Origin of the sequence: Rhodopirellula sp. MGV (assembly GCF_002251265.1) — a bacterium.
Classification (GTDB): domain Bacteria; phylum Planctomycetota; class Planctomycetia; order Pirellulales; family Pirellulaceae; genus Stieleria; species Stieleria baltica_A.
Map to the genome: position 1 here is coordinate 21,532 of NZ_NPDI01000068.1, position 17,870 is coordinate 39,401.

General features: G+C 55.9%; 14 protein-coding genes. 9 read left to right on the forward strand and 5 right to left on the reverse strand.

The features are described from left to right. Positions 1-74: 74 nt before the first annotated feature. Both CGZ80_RS23320 and CGZ80_RS23325 read right to left on the reverse strand, forming a co-directional pair. Positions 75-1,685, reverse strand: a complete 1,611-nt coding sequence (locus tag CGZ80_RS23320) for an ATP-binding cassette domain-containing protein (RefSeq protein ID WP_094418090.1) — start codon at positions 1,683-1,685, stop codon at positions 75-77. After that, positions 1,682-3,046, reverse strand: a complete 1,365-nt coding sequence (locus tag CGZ80_RS23325; RefSeq protein WP_094418091.1) for a hypothetical protein — start codon at positions 3,044-3,046, stop codon at positions 1,682-1,684. The genes CGZ80_RS23320 and CGZ80_RS23325 overlap by 4 nt, the downstream gene beginning before the upstream one ends. A 270-nt stretch (positions 3,047-3,316) precedes the next feature. On the opposite strand from CGZ80_RS23325, the gene CGZ80_RS23330 reads away from it, so the two are divergent. Beyond that, positions 3,317-4,213, forward strand: a complete 897-nt coding sequence (locus CGZ80_RS23330; RefSeq protein ID WP_094418092.1) for a leucine-rich repeat domain-containing protein — start codon at positions 3,317-3,319, stop codon at positions 4,211-4,213. A gap of 18 nt (positions 4,214-4,231) precedes the next feature. Then, on the forward strand, positions 4,232-5,932 hold the full coding sequence (locus tag CGZ80_RS23335) for a tetratricopeptide repeat protein (RefSeq protein ID WP_094418093.1): 1,701 nt from the start codon (positions 4,232-4,234) through the stop codon (positions 5,930-5,932). Here CGZ80_RS23335 and CGZ80_RS23340 read toward each other — a convergent pair. After that, a complete protein-coding gene (locus CGZ80_RS23340) occupies positions 5,918-6,871 on the reverse strand; it encodes a fructosamine kinase family protein (protein ID WP_094418094.1) in 954 nt (317 codons plus the stop codon). The two genes, CGZ80_RS23335 and CGZ80_RS23340, sit on opposite strands and share 15 nt — an antisense overlap. A 140-nt stretch (positions 6,872-7,011) precedes the next feature. Between CGZ80_RS23340 and CGZ80_RS23345 the strand changes: the two genes are divergently transcribed. After that, positions 7,012-8,979 carry a redoxin domain-containing protein gene (locus tag CGZ80_RS23345; RefSeq protein WP_233148616.1) on the forward strand — a complete coding sequence of 656 codons (1,968 nt, stop codon included), beginning with the start codon at positions 7,012-7,014 and terminating at the stop codon, positions 8,977-8,979. On the opposite strand, the gene CGZ80_RS23350 is transcribed toward CGZ80_RS23345, so the two are convergent. After that, complete coding sequence (locus CGZ80_RS23350) at positions 8,937-9,776, reverse strand: tetratricopeptide repeat protein (protein ID WP_143544114.1); 840 nt, start codon at positions 9,774-9,776, stop codon at positions 8,937-8,939. The two genes, CGZ80_RS23345 and CGZ80_RS23350, sit on opposite strands and share 43 nt — an antisense overlap. 359 nt (positions 9,777-10,135) lie before the next feature. On the opposite strand from CGZ80_RS23350, the gene CGZ80_RS23355 reads away from it, so the two are divergent. The 3 genes from CGZ80_RS23355 to CGZ80_RS23365 all read left to right on the forward strand — a co-directional run bounded on the left by CGZ80_RS23355 (position 10,136) and on the right by CGZ80_RS23365 (position 14,361). After that, a complete protein-coding gene (locus tag CGZ80_RS23355) occupies positions 10,136-11,293 on the forward strand; it encodes a PDZ domain-containing protein (RefSeq protein ID WP_158222828.1) in 1,158 nt (385 codons plus the stop codon). 301 nt (positions 11,294-11,594) lie between these two features. Then, positions 11,595-12,956: an ATP-binding protein gene (locus CGZ80_RS23360; protein WP_094418097.1), complete on the forward strand. Its 1,362-nt coding sequence runs from the start codon at positions 11,595-11,597 to the stop codon at positions 12,954-12,956. 4 nt (positions 12,957-12,960) lie between these two features. Then, the gene (locus CGZ80_RS23365) at positions 12,961-14,361 is read left to right on the forward strand and encodes a tetratricopeptide repeat protein (RefSeq protein WP_094418145.1); all 1,401 of its coding nucleotides are present in this window, start codon (positions 12,961-12,963) and stop codon (positions 14,359-14,361) included. 47 nt (positions 14,362-14,408) lie between these two features. On the opposite strand, the gene CGZ80_RS23370 is transcribed toward CGZ80_RS23365, so the two are convergent. Beyond that, positions 14,409-14,771 (reverse strand): hypothetical protein, encoded by a 363-nt coding sequence (locus CGZ80_RS23370; protein ID WP_094418098.1) that lies wholly within the window; start codon positions 14,769-14,771, stop codon positions 14,409-14,411. A gap of 282 nt (positions 14,772-15,053) precedes the next feature. Here CGZ80_RS23370 and CGZ80_RS23375 point away from each other — a divergent pair, with 282 nt between their 5' ends. The 3 genes from CGZ80_RS23375 (at position 15,054) to CGZ80_RS23385 (ending at position 17,857) form a co-directional block, all read left to right on the forward strand. Then, the gene (locus CGZ80_RS23375; RefSeq protein WP_094418099.1) at positions 15,054-16,028 is read left to right on the forward strand and encodes a hypothetical protein; all 975 of its coding nucleotides are present in this window, start codon (positions 15,054-15,056) and stop codon (positions 16,026-16,028) included. 317 nt (positions 16,029-16,345) lie between these two features. Beyond that, entirely contained in the window at positions 16,346-16,546 is a 201-nt protein-coding gene (locus CGZ80_RS23380) for a hypothetical protein (RefSeq protein WP_094418100.1), read from the forward strand. Between the two features lie 66 nt (positions 16,547-16,612). Further along, positions 16,613-17,857 carry a DUF1559 domain-containing protein gene (locus CGZ80_RS23385; RefSeq protein ID WP_094418146.1) on the forward strand — a complete coding sequence of 415 codons (1,245 nt, stop codon included), beginning with the start codon at positions 16,613-16,615 and terminating at the stop codon, positions 17,855-17,857. The last annotated feature ends 13 nt before the right edge of the window (positions 17,858-17,870 follow it).

Sequence of the window (17,870 nt, forward strand, 5' to 3'; positions counted from 1 at the left end):
CGGCTCATGGACGCAGCCAAGCATTGCGAAGCTCGAAGCGGGGACTCATCGCTTCGTCCACTACGCTGGAGCACTTAAAATTCAAACAAAGCGACGACCAAATGGACGGTCAAAACGAAGAGGGTCGTCCACAAGACCGTGGAGGTGATCGACCGGCTGACATCACTTGCCGAGCGTTTTGGCGCGAGGCCTTTGTAATAGGCGATCGTTGCGGTACCGAGGCCACAAACGACATTCTTTGCCAACACCCACTGCCAGCCGATCGGCATGGCTTGCGACGCGTCGATCAAGTTGCGGTCGAAATGCAGTTCCCAGTAGTACGGGCCGACTTGCGGAAATGACGTCGAAAACGCGACCATGCTGATCAACCGTGCCGTTTCGAATGCGAGCATCTCCAACAACGGCGTTCCGACGACAAAGGCGACAACGATGGGCAAAAACAAATACGCCCTCGGCGAAACCCCCAGTGTCTTCATCGCATCGACCTGACCGCCATATTGCTTGACGCCGACATCGGCAGCAACGGCAGCACCGCATCGTGCGGCGACCAGGATCGTTCCCAGAATCGGAACCAACACGCGGTACAGCGCAAACCCGATCGACGACAACAATTCGTCGATCAACAGCGGCTGGGTGTAAACGCGAAATGGCAAAAAACGAAACGTAAAGTACGTCGCGGTAAAGCCGACGATCAGCCCGGCAATGATCAAGTACAACCACGCCGAAGGCCCCGCGACCAAGCGTGCGTAGTGCATGGTGAAGCGGGCTGCCCAGCGATGCCTTGGCACCCACGGGATCAAATCCAATGGCAACCTCAGTGCCGCGATCAAGGCGCCGCCCGTTTGCTCCAGTACCGGCCCGACGAAACGTTCGGTCAACGATGGCACTTCGGTTTCCTGATCCCCACGGTCGCGTGCTGGGATCATCAACTCGGGGATCTCTGCCCAACGTTCCCGTTCGATTTCCACCAAGCGTTCGGCTTGCGGGTCCAACAGATAAACCTTGTCAGCGATCGGGATCAAGGTTTCGTAGTCGTGCGTGACCACCACGCTGGTTCGGTGGTAGTCGGCTTGGGTTTGCCGGATCAGCTCCGCAACCAGTCGACCGCTTGCCGCATCCAATCCGCTGGTCGGTTCGTCGTACAGCACCACGTCTGGCGAAGCGGCCAACGTTCGCGCGATTGCTAAACGCTGTTTCTGGCCGCCGCTTAAGTGTGCCACGGACGTTTTTTGTGGCACCTGCAGATGCTCCAACCACTGCTTCGCCGTCCAAGATTGCTGGTCGCGTTTGCTTTGTCCTTTCCGCCGATAGGCATGATCGAGTGCAAACTGCACGTTGCCTCGTGCGGAGAGCTCATCAAACAAGGCAAACTGCTGAAACACGATCCCGACTGCTGGCTTGGCTGCCTTCGCCGCTTCGGACTGATCGCTTCCGTTTCCTGCGGTGATCTTGCCAGACCAGCGAATCGCGTCACCGTGACGCGGACATAACCCGGCCAGCAACCGCAACAGCACGCTTTTTCCGGCACCGCTGCCACCGACGATCACCGTGATCTTTCCGGCGGGGAACACCGCATCGACCTCGCGCAGCAGACATTGATCGCCGGCTGTTACCGTTAAGTTTGACAGACACAGCGAATGCGCTTGGGGCAACGGTGTAGCAATCGTTTCGTCGACGTCGTTCATTCTTCCGTCTCGGCGATGTAGACCACCGGGTAGGGCATGTTGTCGTTTGCCGTTTCGATGACGCCGTCGTTCGCGCCGGTGTGCCAAGCAATCACCCACTGACGATCTTCACGCAGGATCTGGCTGCGTAGGACTCTGGCGAAGTCGGGATTGATGCCCATTTCTTCGTTGCCAAACAAGTCATCGCCGATGCTGCGGATGACCGGTTCCAAACGTTGACTGGCAAGCTCCAGCGCGGTGGTCGCTTCGTCGCTGGTCCAGATTTCACGCCACAACTGTTTCAGTCGTTCGTTTTCGACGATGGCTTCTTTCAAGATGACTTGCACCAGCTTGCGTGTTTCCGGGTCCGAAGCCAATTCGTTTGCCGCACGCGTGACTTCGCGACGAACGGCACTGTTGTTGCTCACGTCGGTTAAGGTGCGTTGGATTGCGACGACGATTTCATCCATGTGCGATTCCAAAATCGGCACCGCGTCTTCGTCGACAAAGCGTTGCCATTCCTGACGCAGCAAATCCTTTTGCGGAAGTGGCGACTTGTCATAAATCGCTCGCCAACCGAATCGAAACAATGACGCGCGGTCCCAGATCTCACGCCCGACTTCTTCGGCGGGCGGACGCCCATGCTTTTGCACGATCGGCAAGATCTCTTTTTTGGCGAGCGGGATCAGACGCTTCTCGACCATCTGCTGATTCCAGCGTCGACCGAGCCGTTCGATTTCGACGCGATGGCTGGCGACCGAATCGCGGAAACTGTCTTCGATCAGCGGAAGTGATTTGCGAAAGGTTTGTTCGACGAGAGGGGTCAACGATCGCGCGAGCTCCTCGCCATGTTGTTTCATCGCCAACGTCAAACGATCACGAATCAGTCGCTGTTTTTCGGGAGGAAACATGACCTCGACGACTTCGGACAGTCGCCCCGTGCTGCGGTAGCGAAACATTTGACAGGCCTCGGGGTCGATGCCTGACGAAGCCACCGAACCGCCGTACCACACCAATCGCACTTCACCGCCGGGCTGAGCAGCTGGTTCGGCGACATGACCGACTTGGCGAAATGCGACTCCGGAATCTGCCGCGTTGGTCTCACTGCCGGCTTGTCCATCTTGGTTGGGAATCGCTAGAAAAATCGGGTCACCTTTTTTGAGTCTTCCCTGAGCATCGATCCGGACCACGGTCGATTCGGCGCCAATCAAATAGCCGGCGACAGACGCTAAGTTCGCTTTACCCAGATTCACCGGCGTTTCGTCATCGCCGCTTCTGGGTGTCGTGCTGCTGCGTGTCGTGACATACGCAATCCCCAACGCTGCGGCGGCAAGCGACGTCCAGAACGCGAGCCCGATGATTCGTTTTCGATAGCTGGTCAAAATTGGAACTCCGATCGATTGCCGCCGTAACTCAAGCCGCGTGAACGCATTTTACGAATGAATTGCCAGCTAACGACGCCTTTTGAGATCGCGGGCAACCAGAACAGGCACCGGCAGACTGCGGCCTGGGCGCACATTCACAAATCGACGGCTCGCCTTGCCGGGGGGATCGGCGACATCAGACACGCGATGGAGTAAACTGTCGAGTGAGCGTGACGCTCCCGAATCCCGCCCCAATCCCTCCTGTTCACCGAAAGTCACTTGTTTGCCATGCAACGAATCGCGACCCAACCGCTCGGAATCTTTTGGTTGACTCTCGTCATGACCACCAGCTTGGCCATTTCGCCGACTCGAGCGGACGAAAAGGCCGATGAGCAACCCGCCGAGGCAAAGTCCGAAGCCGCACCATCATCGATCTTTCCCGATAAAGCACTTGAAGAAGCGGTCCGCAAACAAGTCTTTGCCAAGAAGTACAACGATGAACCGATCTTGGCGGCTGACGTCGAAAAGATTTCGCGCGTCGAAGGAGTTGGCCAACAGATCAAAAGCTTGGCAGGACTCGAACACTGCCGGGCGTTGATGTTGATCGATTTGCGCGACAACCAAATCAGCGACCTGACACCGATCGCCCAATTGAAACGACTGCAATCCGTTTCGCTGTCTGGCAATCGCATCGAATCGTTGGAGGCTGTCAAAGAGCTGACGGCGATGCAGTTGTTGGATGTCTCGCGCAACTTGATCAAAGACTTGCAACCGATCACGGCGATGAGCAATCTGCGGACGTTGTATGTCGCCGAAAATGAATTGGAAACGTTGGAGCCGATCGCGACTCTCGAAAAGATCTGGTCGCTGGATGCGTCGGGAAACAAACTGACGTCTGCCGAACCGGTCCGCAAACTGAAATGGATCACGATGTTGGACCTTCGCAACAACGCAATCACGGATGTCACGCCCATCGCAGAACTACCCGCGATCAATATCTTGCGATTGGAGAACAACAAGATCCAAGACCTCTCGCCACTCGTTCAGGCGTGCAAGAAAGACGCCGAAAGCGACAACCGTTTTGCTCCGTTCCTGCGGTTGTACATCGACGGGAATCCGATCGACGAGAAGGCTAAATCGGAAGCGATCGAAACGCTGAAACAAGCCGGCGTCAAAGTCAAATAAGCTGCGGACCAAATCGTGGTGAAGCTTCCCAAACGGCGACGCCCCAAAAGCGTCACCTCGGCAAATGGACTGCCCAGCGATAACCGACTGCCCAGTGACGCGGAGCTGGCTGGGTGGTTGAAGGTTGATCGCCCGCCTTCGGTCTTTCGTCAGTCTGCACATCGCTTGGCCGAAGTGAATCGGCCCATCGCCGCGTTGCATGTTCTTGATCGCCTGATCGGATTACAGCGTGCGATCGCTAGCGACTGGAAGCTGACGGGACAATTGCTTTGCCAAGTCGGCGAATTCGCCCAAGGCCTGGATGCGTTGCGACAGAGCGTCGAACAAGATCCGACGGATCCCGAAGCATGGCATGACCTCGGTCGTGCGTCTTACAAGCTTGGCCGAACCGATCGGGCGTTTGAGGAATTGACGCAAGCCGCAAAGCTCTCGACAGACCTGTCGCCGCTGCTTGCGCTCGCAACGATGGCCCCCGGTGCCGAATCGGTTTCGCAGGAAGCGATCCTTCATTGCCGACGTTCGTTCGCATCCAAACTGGTGGATGTTGATCCGCCGATTGAAACGACGCCGGCGACGTTGCCGACCACAGATCAAGAAAAGGTCCGCCTCGGTTTTCTTTCGAGCTGGTTCGAAAAAGAAAACTACATGAAGCCCGTTTGGGCATTGATCAACCACTTGAATCGCGACCGTTTCGAAGTGCACTTCTTCGACGACAGCGACTCCAAAAAGGGCGATGGCATTGCGGGATATCGATTCGACGGACGTGACGTCTGGCATGAAACGAGTTCGCTATCGAACGCCGATTTGGCGAGCCTGATTGCAACGATCCAGGTTCACATCGCGATCGACTTGAACGCGTACAGCACACCACATCGATTGGGTTTATTCACGAAACGTTTCGCTGGCGTTCAGGCGGCTTGGTTCAACATGTACGCCACCAGCGGTTTACCAGAGATTGACTACATCATCGGCGATCAGATGGCGGTCGACTTGAAAGAAGCCAAGTATTACAGCGAAACGATCGCGTTGTTGGACCAGAGTTACCTGACATTCGAGGTAACACACCAGACGCCGCCGGTGGTCGAACCGCCATGCCTGAAAACCGGTTCGATCACGTTCGGATCACTGGTCACGTTTTACAAGATCACGCCAAATGTGATTCGAACATGGGCGGAAATCCTGAAGCAAACACCGGGGGCGAAACTGGCACTCGGGAACACCGAACTGAAATCGAAACACAACGGCCAATTCTTACAGGACTGTTTTCGCGCAGAAGGGATCGAAGCCTATCGTCTCGTGCTGCTCGGCCCCGCCCCGCACGCCGCGTTCCTGCGTTACTACGATCAATTCGACATCGCCCTGGACGCGTTTCCCTACAACGGCGGAACGACCACGATGGAAGCGATTTGGCAAGGCGTTCCGGTGATTGCCTTTCGCGGAGATCGCTGGGCGTCGCGAACCAGTGCAAGTCTGTTAACAGGGACGCCGTTTGAACGCTTTGTCGCGTCGGACCGCGAAGGCTATATCAAGAGAGCCGTCGAGTTGGCGAATTCGCCCCAGCGGGGCGCGATCCTCGGTGACCTTCGCCGAACCGCTCGCGAACAACTGCGAGCCTGTTCGGTGTGCGATGGCGCAGGCTTGGCCAACAGCATACAAGCGTTGTTCGAAGACTGGATCAAACAAAACGCAATCGCGATCGACAAGTCAACTTTGTCGTAAGACCCGATCGGCGGTGGCTAAGCAGGCGCCGTGATACGATGCGCCAAACAAATTCAAATGATTGAGCTGGTGATACAGCTTGTAAATCTCGACGCGTCGTTGCCAACCGTCCGGCATCGGCCAGCTCGCTTGATACCCGGCTTCAAATTCGGGTGGGCAACTGCCAAACCAAGCGATCATGCCCCACTCGGCTTCACGGCAACCGCGATACACCGCCGGGTCGATCACGACCGGTTGGCTGCTTTGGTCGAACAGGTAGTTGCCACTCCAAAGGTCACCGTGCAGCAGGCTATCAATGGCCTCGCGACCAGACAACAAGTCAGCGATTCGTTCAATGATTGTCTCGCAAGACTGCACGAGGTGGTGTTCGGCCAATCCTTGATCTTGGCACCAGCGAAGTTGCCGGCGCAGTCGCTGCTCGGCAAAGAACTCTTCCCAAGTGCTCGGCGCCCCGTTGATTTCGGGCGTATTGATCTGTTTCGCGGAACCAAGAAAGTTGTCTTCGTCCCAACCGTGATCGCTTCCCTGGCTGGCGTGATGCATTTCGGCAAGCCGCTGACCGAACAGCTGAAAATCACCTGCGGTTGCTCGCCCGGTTTTTCCGTCAATCCATTCCATGACCAAGTAAGCGTCGCCGTCGACCGTCCCGACGGCAATCGGCTTGGGAACGCGAATCGTTTGTGTCGCCGCCAATGCCAGCAGCCCATTCGCTTCGCAGCGAAAGTTCGATAGTTGATCGGCGGTGTTTCGCTTAACCACCACGTTGGCCGGATCCGGCAATCGCAGAGATTCGCCCGAGAGTGTGTTGAGGCGTGCCGGCTCGGAATCAAATCCGAGGTGACAGACCCGCACATCGCTGATACAACCGCCGCCCAGCGGTCGGCAATCGAGTACTTGAACGGGTGTATCAAGAAGCTGAGAAATCGTACCGGACTGCATGGCAAAGATTCTGGGGAATTGAAACTTTCGGTGATGGCCGCGAGTAATGTAGGTTGAGCAGCAATGTACCCTGAAGCGTTCCTGCAACGCAAAATCTGCGAATCGAGCCCCACACCAGCCCGCTCATGATGAGATTGGACATGACACGTTCCCAAATGCCGGCCGCCGCGATCGTCTTGTTTGGCCTGATTTGGATGCATGGCATTGGCGGACTTGAGATCAATTCGGCGAGTGCTGATTCGCCGACCGTCGATCTCGCGTCGCCTCGCCTGACGCGGTTGGACCTGGATGACTTTCGCGGACGCCGCTGGACGATTGATGATTTTGCCAGTGACAAGTTTTTGGTGGTCGCATTCTTGGGAACCGAATGCCCGCTCGCCAAGCTGTACTCGGCACGGCTTCAATCGATGCAAGAGGACCTACAATCCAAAGGGATTCGCGTGATTGGTGTGATGAGCAACCGGCATGACTCGTTGCTGGACATCACCGCGTTTGCCAATCGCCAACAAGTCACGTTCCCATTGCTCAAAGATGCGGGTGCGCGGCTTGCTGATGAACTAGGTGCGACGCGAACGCCAGAAGTGTTCGTGTTCGACCAGGACCGCAAACTTTGTTACCGAGGTCGCGTCGACGACCAATACGGGATCGGCTACGTTCGCGATGAACCGCGTCGCAAAGACTTGCAAATTGCCTTGGACGAGTTGCTCGCCGGTAAAACAGTGACGCTCGCCAAAACCGAAGCGGTCGGATGCATCATCGGTCGCAAGAAAGACGTCGCGAGCTCCAGCGAAGTGACTTACGGCGGGCAGATCGCCAAAATCCTGAGCAAACATTGCGTCGAATGTCACCGCGAAGGCGAAATCGCTCCGTTCGCACTGACCGAATACGAAGAAGTCGCTGGCTGGGCCGAGATGATTGCCGAAGTCGTCCGCGACAAACGGATGCCACCGTGGCACGCCGATCCCAACCATGGTCACTTCGCGAATGAACGCGGTCTGACCGATGTCGAGAAACAACTGCTTTATGACTGGGCCGAAGCGGGCGCACCGGCTGGTGATTTGAGCGACCTGCCAAGCTTGCCCGAAACGGTTGCCGGATGGCAATTGCCTCGCGAGCCGGACATGGTGTTCAACGTCAGTCCCGAACCGTTTGACGTGCCCGCCGAAGGCACCGTGCGTTACCAATACTTTCGCATGGACCCGAAACTGGACAAAGACATCTGGATCCACGCCGCCGAACTGCGTCCGGGCAACCGACGCGTCGTGCACCACATCCTGGCGTTTGCGGTTCCCAAAGGCGATCGCAACATCAATGGCGCCCGCGGATTTCTGGTCGGGTATGTCCCCGGAATGCGAGTCGATCCGTGGCCAGAAGGTCACGCCAAACGCATCCCCGCCGGCAGTGAGCTAATCTTCCAAGTTCACTACACCCCGATCGGAGTCGATACCCAGGACCAAAGCGAACTGGGGATCTGTTTGCTAGACGATGCAGAAGTCCGTCGTGAAATCGTGACCACCAGCGCCGTGCAAACACGATTCGAGATTCCGCCCCATGCGGAAAACCACCAAGTCTCCGCCAGCGGACCACGCTTTCCCGAAGACGCCAAACTGCTGGCGATGAGCCCCCACATGCATGTTCGAGGCAAAGCATTCGAGTATGCGTTAGACCAATCCAAGAAAGTGTTGTTGTCGATCCCGGAATACGATTTCAATTGGCAAACGACCTACGTCCTGGACCCGCCGCTGGAACTGACAGCGAATGATCGCATCGTGTGCCAAGCCGCGTTCGACAATAGCAGCAAGAACCTCAACAACCCGGACCCGAACGCCACCGTCCACTGGGGCGATCAGACCTGGGACGAGATGATGATCGGATACTATCACTTGTCCGTGCCGCGTGCCGACGCACCTGAAACGGCATCCAACGCCAATCGAAGACGTGAGCTGGTCGAAAACGCTGTTCGCCTTGCAACCTTCGATCGCATCGACAAGGATTCCGACGGTAAAGTCAGTCGCTCAGAGACGCCGCGACGTTTTCTGAACGTGTTTGACAAGCTAGACGCCAATCATGATGGCATCTTGACGCGATCCGAAGTCGAGACCAATTGATCGCTGTTCGGGTCAACCATTGCGATCTCGGAACGCCGCAGCCAAACGTCACGCCCATCGGCCAATGCGGCTCGCACCCACTCGTCACGGTTTTCCAGCACCGTGACTTCGACGCCTGCAGGCAAAGGCTCTTTCAGCAACGGCGGTGCCCCGGGCGAATCCGCCGACCGGGCAATCACATCTGAAACGGCGATCACAGCGTCTCGCTGTGGCGTCGGCGGCACCAGCAACGTGGCCGCAATCAGTATCAGCCAAGCGACCAACGCGATGCCGGAAAACCATGCGACAACCCGTCGGTTGGTTTGCTGATAAAGCAACGCTGTAATGGCAAAAGCCAAAAACGCGATCGCCGTGATCCCGCCCCAATCACCAACGCGGACCAGCTGGCGCCAATCAAACATCGCCCCAATTGAATTGCTGTCATCTCTTGGGACAGGTACCCAACTGGGCAACAGACTCCGAGCGTGACGAAGGTTCCGCTGGGCTTTCGCGTTATCCGGTTCGAGTTCCAACGCCCGTCGATAGGCGAGCACTGCCGCGGACAAGTTCTCGGCACCGATCGCGGCGTTGCCAAGGTTGATCCACAGCGATGCGGTCACACGATCGCCTTGCTGATCGACGGCCTTGTCAAAGTAGGCTTGTGCGATTTCAAAACGTTCGGTTCGCAATCCGCGGTCGGTCGTTTCCAAGGCAAGCTGGTAGCTGTCGATCCCTTGGCGCAGCAATTCGGTCGGGTCGGCTGATCGTCCGACAGAGGCTGATCCAAAGATGAACAGGATGAGGAGGGTAGCACGCATCGCATTGTTTTCGAGAACGAAATTTTTACGCGCTGAATCATCGATCGATCGAGAAAAATTGTCAATTGTCAGCAGCGATTTCACGCGGTTCTGACGGGGTGAATGCTCATTCGACTGTGACTCGCCCTCGGTTTTCTGACCGTCAAACTTGAGCAAGCTTGCACAGATTGGAACTCGATTTGCGACGGTTGTTCTCCCGTTGTCCCAGCTTGGTCGACACTTTTCAAAACCAAGCCATGTGTGCGAGCTTCCCCCATGGTCGCAACATTGACGGCCAAATGGGCGGGGCCTCTTGCTCCGCGCCGAAGGCTGCTGGGACCTTCACTTCCCCCAAAGTAGAAATCTAAAAGGAGACAATGATGAAATTGCGAACACGAATTGCTACTGCTGGTGCAGCTGCCGCACTAATGATGCCTGCCGTCCAAGCGCAAACTGTCGGTGGTGCGATTTCCGACTCGGTGCAAGACAGACTGAGCCCCGGCAATCCGATCGACTCCCGGGATGCATTGGAAAGCGGAATCCGACGTGCAACAGGCAGCGTAATTCGGGGTAACAGCTTGAACCAAGCCGTCCGAGACGGCGTCGATCAAGCCGCCCAAACCGTTGAACGTCGAGTCAACCCTGACGGGACGATCCAAAGCAGGGCTACTGTTAATGGTCAAACCACCCTGAATAACCAAGGCTATGGCAACCAAGGTTACATGACCAGCCAAGGTCGTGCGTTGTACCAAGGCAACGATGGGCGTTGGTTCTACCTGAACGGTAACGGACAAGCGGTCTATACCAGTGCTCCACAGCAAATGCGAAACAATCACTCGCAGTACTATGGACATCAAAACGGTCATGCCTCATCGAATGTCGCATACCAAGACCAATCACAACGAGGTCGTTTGGGTGCTTCGATCGAAGAGACTGACCAAGGTGTACGAGTAACCCACGTCGTCCGTGGCAGTGTTGCCGAGAAAGCTGGCTTGCGGACTGGTGACGTGATTGTTACCGCCGATGGCCAAAAGATCGAGTCGCCAAACGCCTTGGGACAACGCATCGCCGATGCGGACGCCAACTCACAAATGACGCTCGTTGTGAAACGCGATGGCCAAGAACAAGAACTGCGAGCATCGTTGGGTGCCAAAGCCAATGCCAGCAGCAGTTCGAACCGTTCGATGCAATCCAAAGAAGCGTTGAACAATCGAGTCAATCAGCTTGAGCAACAACTCAACGAACTTCGGACCACGATTGATGACCTGCGAAGCGATCTGAAGGCCGACACGACCGATGCGGCTACTGAAGCAACGCAGCCGTTTGCCAGCACGATTCAAAACGGCGTGAACGACGCAACTGCGGCGACGCGTGATGCTGCCGAAAACGTTGGCAACACCGCCAAGAACGCTACCGAATCGACCAAGAGCACCGCGAACAAGGCTGCCAACCAGGCAAAGGACGCAGCCAAGAAAACTGGTGAAGCCGTTGAAAATGCGACTGAATCGGTTAGCAACTCGCTCGGTTTGGACCAGTAATTGAGTTGAACACTCATGTGCTTTGCCCGCAGGTTGACCAGCGAGGCAGAACGAAAACGCAAAGTACCCCGGCATTACGCGGGGTATTTTTTTTGATTCACCATAGCGAATGTGACGACGAATCCATTCTCCCATCATCCGCCCAGCCAAGAAGGGAAGACGATCGACACACAAAATGTTGTGGATTGACGACGATTCTTGAAACATCGTCTCCATTCGCTTGCCGAACGGCATCGCCATAGGAGTCTCGCCTAGGTTGACGGTATACTCTTCCCATTCAAATTTTCATGAGTGTTGGAAGATGAGCGACGAGAAAACGATCGAGAGCCTGCGTCTGGCATTAGAAGTTTCCCCGGACAACGTGCCGCTTCGGTTGCACCTTGCGGAAATTTTAGGCGGGCTTCGCAAGTACGAAGATGCCGAGACAATCATTCGCACCGGCATGGCGAAACACCCCGCCGATACCGAATTAAAAATGGCATTGGCAAACGTGTTCTTTCTGCAACAGAAAGACAACGAAGCGATCGTCTTGCTGGAAACGATTGGCAAAAAGGACGGCCGCTATGCCGAGTCGATGTTGCTGCTGGCGAGGTTGCATTCTCGCTCCGGCAATCATCGCGAAGCCGCCAATGCCTATCGAACCGCGATCGACGAAAATCCAGAACTCGCTGACGACACGCTGAGCGAAGAGCTCGGTGTCTATCCGTCTGCCGCTTGGGGACAAGCGGAACAGCCATCCGAACCTTGGCGTCAGGCACAACCGGCTGGTGATCAACAAGGTCCCCCACAATCGACATTCGAACTCGAACGACCAGACGTTTCGTTCGATAACGTCGGCGGGATGGAGTCGATCAAAGAGGAAATTCGGATGAAGATCATTCATCCGTTGACGCATCCGGAGATCTACAAGGCGTACGGCAAGTCGATCGGTGGCGGGATCCTGATGTACGGCCCACCGGGATGCGGCAAGACCCATTTAGCGCGTGCGACCGCGGGCCAAGTGAATGCCAAATTTTTGTCTGTGGGCATCCACCAAATTTTGGATATGTGGATCGGCAACAGTGAAAAACAACTACATGCGTTGTTCGAACAGGCACGACGCAACTCGCCATGTGTCTTGTTCTTTGACGAAGTCGATGCCCTGGGTGCTTCGCGTACCGACATGAAAACCAGCGGCAGCCGGCACCTGATCAATCAGTTCTTGTCGGAACTCGACGGCGTCAACGCATCCAACGAAGGCGTGTTGATCTTGGCAGCGACCAACGCCCCTTGGCATCTCGATTCGGCATTCCGACGACCAGGGCGGTTTGATCGCGTCTTGTTTGTGCCACCGCCAGACCGGACGGCACGTGGGGCAATTTTGGAAATCATGTTGAGCGGCAAACCGGTCGACAACATTGCCCATGACACGCTGGCAAAGAAGTCCGATGGCTTCAGCGGCGCCGATCTGAAAGCGGTCATTGACGTCGCGATCGAAGCGAAACTGACCGAAGCGATGAAAGCGGGGATTCCAAAGCCGCTGACAACCAAAGACCTGCAACAAGCCCTTTCGAAGGTCAAACCGTCAACCAGCGAGTGGTTTTCGACTGCGAAGAACTATGCACTGTTCTCAAACCAAGGCGGTGCATACGACGACATCTTGGATTATCTGAAACTGCGATAGCGACATGGACCAATACGATTCTTATCTCAACCGAGCCCAGTTGCTCGCGGCACAGGACCGCTATGAACTTGCCGAAGAGGCGTTGCGTCAGGCGATCGGGATCGATCCTGACCAGGGTGGCGCGTACGCGATGCTGGCGCTGATCAAGTGTGCCCAAAAATCCTACGGCGAAGCCACCGAACTGGCGCAGCGTAGTGTGATGCTGGACCCTGACAACCCCGGTGCACACTACTCGCTCGCGTCGGTGCTTTACCATCGTGACAAGTATGCTGACGCGATCAAATCGATTGATGCGGCGATCCAGTTGCAACCCGCTGATCCGGATTTCCATGGCTTGCAAAGCTTGATTGCGATCCAACAGTACCGCTGGAACGATGCCCTGAATGCTGCCGAAACAGGATTGCAGTTCGACCCCGACCACAACACCTGCAACAACACGCGGGCCGTCGCGTTAACCAAATTGGGACGGCGCGACGAAGCCGGTGCGACAATCGATTCGGTGTTGGCCAACAATCCCGAAGACGCGTTTTCACATGCCAACAATGGCTGGACGAAACTGCATGCGGGAAAGCCCGACGAAGCGGCCGAGCACTTCAAAGAAGCATTGCGGTTGGAACCCAATAACAGCTGGGCACGAAGCGGCATCATTGAATCGCTGAAGGCAAAGAACATCATCTACCGCCAGTTTCTACGGTACGTATTGTGGGTATCGCGATTTCCGCCGAAGACACAACTGTTCGCATTCATCGGCGTAATCATCGTGCTGCAGTTGCTGATCCGCCTTCCCGATGACGGCAGCGTGATCAAGCTGTTCGGGTTGCTGCTCGCGCTTGTGTACATGATCTTTGTCGGCACGATGTGGCTCGCCAGCCCGCTGTTTGATTTGTTGCTTCGCGCGAGCCGCTACGGCAGGATGGTTTTAACCGATGACCGGAGGGCAGACACGAACTACTTGATGATCGCAATTGCTGCGGTTGCGATCTTAATCTCGGGTCCGATTGCGACACAGCTTCGTTCGCAAGACGTGATCCATTACGCGATCTTGCTGATGCCGGTGGCCGTCTGCTTAAACACGCCAAGGACCGCCAGGCGAAAACAAGCTGCTGCAGCCGTCATCGCGATCTTTTTAATTGCTGGTTTCTATTGGTATCGCTGGTACATCAACCCTGGCGTCGATGGATTCACATCACTTCGCGAGATCATCGACTACGTTAAAGAGATTGATTCGTATGTCGCTTTAGAGCCGGCAGAGAGCGGCGCGGAACAAGGTGTCGAAATATCGGTATCCAAAGTCAACGCGATCACCGCTTATTTCCAAAATCAAAATCGCTTGCATGATTTCTTTTTCTGGCCTGCGATCGCGATGACTTGGTTATCAGATTACTTCCACCGGACCTCACGCTAGGACAACAGATTGCCTGGTCCACTCGTGCGATCCGCATTGATAACTCATCAGGCATCGGTTGCGGAACTCACGTTCGCGGGCTTGGGGTCCTCCGTGTCGTCAGCAGGATTCTTTGTTTCCCAACGTGCGAGTTCGTCAAACTTGGATTCGATTTTGGCTGCCATCGATGAGAGCTCGCCGCCACGGTGCATGGCACGCTCGCCACACTGATCTTTGACACGTGCATCGAGCTCTGTCTGAATCGACATCCCTTTCTTGTTTCGAAAACCGGACATTAGAAGCGAACGAATTAGCTGTTCGCAGCGATCGTCGGATAGCGATGCTTCGCCCTGCAAAACCTCGCAACAATGTGCTGCCAACGAATCTAACTGGGCTTCGATCTCGGGGTTCGTCTTTGTTTCTGTGTTCATAATTGTGCCTGTCCTGCTGGTGGATGAAATGATCCGGCAAATCAACGGGAGAATACCGCGAGTCGCCGTGATCACGGATCGAAGACTGCTTGGTGTTGCAATGACTGTGCCAAGGTTCTGCACTCCTTCCGAGCGACGCTCTGTGGCGATCGCACCGAAAATCGGCTGGCGAAGAATCGACCACGCTGACTAGACAGTGACCAATATTTGGGAGTTGTGCCGAAAAACGTTAGAATAACGTCCCCCCTGCTCTGCCCTTCCCTCCCCTATTCGGAGCTTCTGATGACGCACAAATTGACGCGACGACGCTTCGCTAGCACTGGCGGACTTCTTGTGGCAGGCGGCTTAGCCACAGGATTGGCAAACCAACCGCAATACTCCTTCGCCGCGATCGAAGCGATCGAGCAGCAGCGTCTGATAGAGCTCGGCCTCAACGCGCTCGCCCGATCTCCCGATATGAATTACTTCGCTGACGGACACCGAGGGGCGGCGATGATTTCGGCACACCTGATGTGTGTGAATAACCAGTTCGACGATCAAGCAGCTCAGCGAATCAACCAGCTGTTTAATCTGAACTGGGCAAACTCGAAACTCTGCCAACCGTTCGCGGAAGGCGACCGAGTGGAAGACGCGACTGAACAGGTTGGCAAAGCCTTGGCCGAAGGCAGCGGTGTTCTTCGCGAAGTTGGCCATGATGCTATTTTTGCGATGCACGCCATCAAAGGCTTTCGCATGATGCCGCAGCTTGCGACCCAAGAACGAGTGACCGGTGTTTGCGAACTGCTGCGGTCGATCAAGCCTTGGCGCGACGTCGCGCCTGATCCGTCGATCGAACCACCGCCCTTTTCCAACGCGGTCGAAGCCTCTCGATTTGTCCTGCAAGAAGCGAGCGACGCGATCGACCGATTCTCCGGCTTTGGGCAAGGCTTCGCAGGACACATGCTGACGTTTGGCCAATCGCTGATCGAGATGGCGGCGATGGGTGATGTGGAATGGGCGGAAAGCTGCCGCGTCGCGTTTTGCAAATACGTTACGGTAACACGCCAAGGGCCAAAGGACGGTGATCGCAAAATCAAAGACCACCGGTTCAGTAAACTTCGGCCCGACGATACCGAATACTGGCAACAACGTGGCGATAAAACGCTGGGTATCGGGCATGTCTTTAAGTACCCCTACGCCTATTACGATTTGCTTTCACGCGCAAACTCGCCAGAACTTCGACAGTCATTCGACGCAAAGGCTTGGCAGCTCTTCTAGTCACAGGCCGCTTGCCTGACTGCACTCAATCGCCCGCTTGAAACCTTGTGGACAACCTTGCGGTACGAGCACAATCTCGGCCGTTTTAACGACAGTGCCGAGAAAACGCTTGTGCGCTGGCGCCCAGTCCCCCAGGATAAAGAACGACCCCACCTTTGCGGGTGAAAGTCTCTCCCATTCGGGACGCCTCCCACACCACTGCTGACGCGTTTCCGAAACGGGCAGATGACTTGCAGCGGGCACCTTGTCGCAATTCCCGGTGACAGCGTGCGAGCTGTCTTGATTTCAAGCACGGGAAAACAAGAGGACTGGAAACGATGAAGCATGGCAATCTTGCCGTTGTGATCGCCTTGGCCGGACTTGGCTTGATCACCAACATCGGATGCGACGGCAGCAAGGAAGCCCAAGGCCCTGAGGCTGGCGCGATTGAGGAGTACCTCAACGAGCACCCTGAAGAACGCGAGGACAACCCGGACGAATTCGAGAGTGAGGAGGACGAATTTGCGGCCGGAAGTTAGACGCATTTGAAGCGTTTTATTTCGCCCCAAGGGGCTTTTCTACCTGAGACTTGGGAGATGAGTTTGATGAGCAGACGTAGTGGCAAAAGCGGTTTCACATTGGTGGAGCTGTTGGTCGTGATCGCAATCATCGGAATCCTTGTCGGATTATTATTGCCCGCCGTTCAGGCGGCACGTGAGGCAGCTCGCCGAATGAGCTGCAGTAATAATTTCAAGCAAATCGGCTTGGCAATCCATAACTATCATTCCAACTACAAAATGCTGCCCGCCAATCGAGGCGGGACTGCACGAGTTCACGGAAACAATGCGCCGCAATCGCGGGAAGCTCGCCCGATCGGCGGCTCCTATGGCGGTAACAATCTTCACAACCTAAGCGTTCATGTTCAGCTTTGTCCGTTCTTTGAACAGCAAGGACTGTGGGATCAAATTAGCAATCCGTTCCGAGTTCGCGAGCCAGCGTCGGCGGCGGGGCAATACGAATTTAGCCCAATGGGCCCCAACGCGGATATCTCGTTGGCCCAGCATGCGCAATTCCAATACGATCCGTGGTTGACGGAGGTACCGATGCTTCGCTGCCCCAGTGATCCGGGGCAAGGCTTGGCCGCTCAGTCACGAGTCAACTATGGCATGTGTCTTGGCGACGCGTTGCAGTTCCAAAACACCGGCGGCCGCAACCAAGACGGCTCGTTCGCAAACCCTGGACACCCACGTGCGAAGTCAACTTGTCGGGGGATGTTTTTCCCGCGACTTTACACTCGATTCCGTGACGTCCTTGATGGACTATCCAATACGATCATGGCAGGCGAGATGAACACGCACCTCAACGATCGCAATGTAACCACACAAGCGGTCGACGAAGGCAACCTGGCACGCCTGATGGCCAACCCGTCGGTTTGCGCCGAAGATGTCGATGCCGAACGACCGCGTTTTTGGCATCCGACCAATGCAACGCTGACCGGTGGCAACCAGGGTCAACGCGGATTCAAATGGTCGAGCGGTTACTGCGTTCACACCGGAATCACAACGATCCTTCCGCCCAACAGCCCGATCTGCAGCAGCGGGCCGGGCACTTGGCGTCCGGGCATCTATGGCCCAAGCAGCCGACACCAGGGCGGAGCACACCTGCTGCTAGGAGATGGTTCGGTCGTGTTTATGACCGACTCGGTCGAAGCGGGACAGACGACAGCCGGGATGGTGATCTGGAATGGCACCGACGCTCGGTCGCCGGGAATGCCCAGTCCGTATGGCCTTTGGGGTGCGCTCGGAACGCGGGCCAACAACGAGATCATCGACGAACCGCTCAGCGAATAGCCGATGGGTTTAC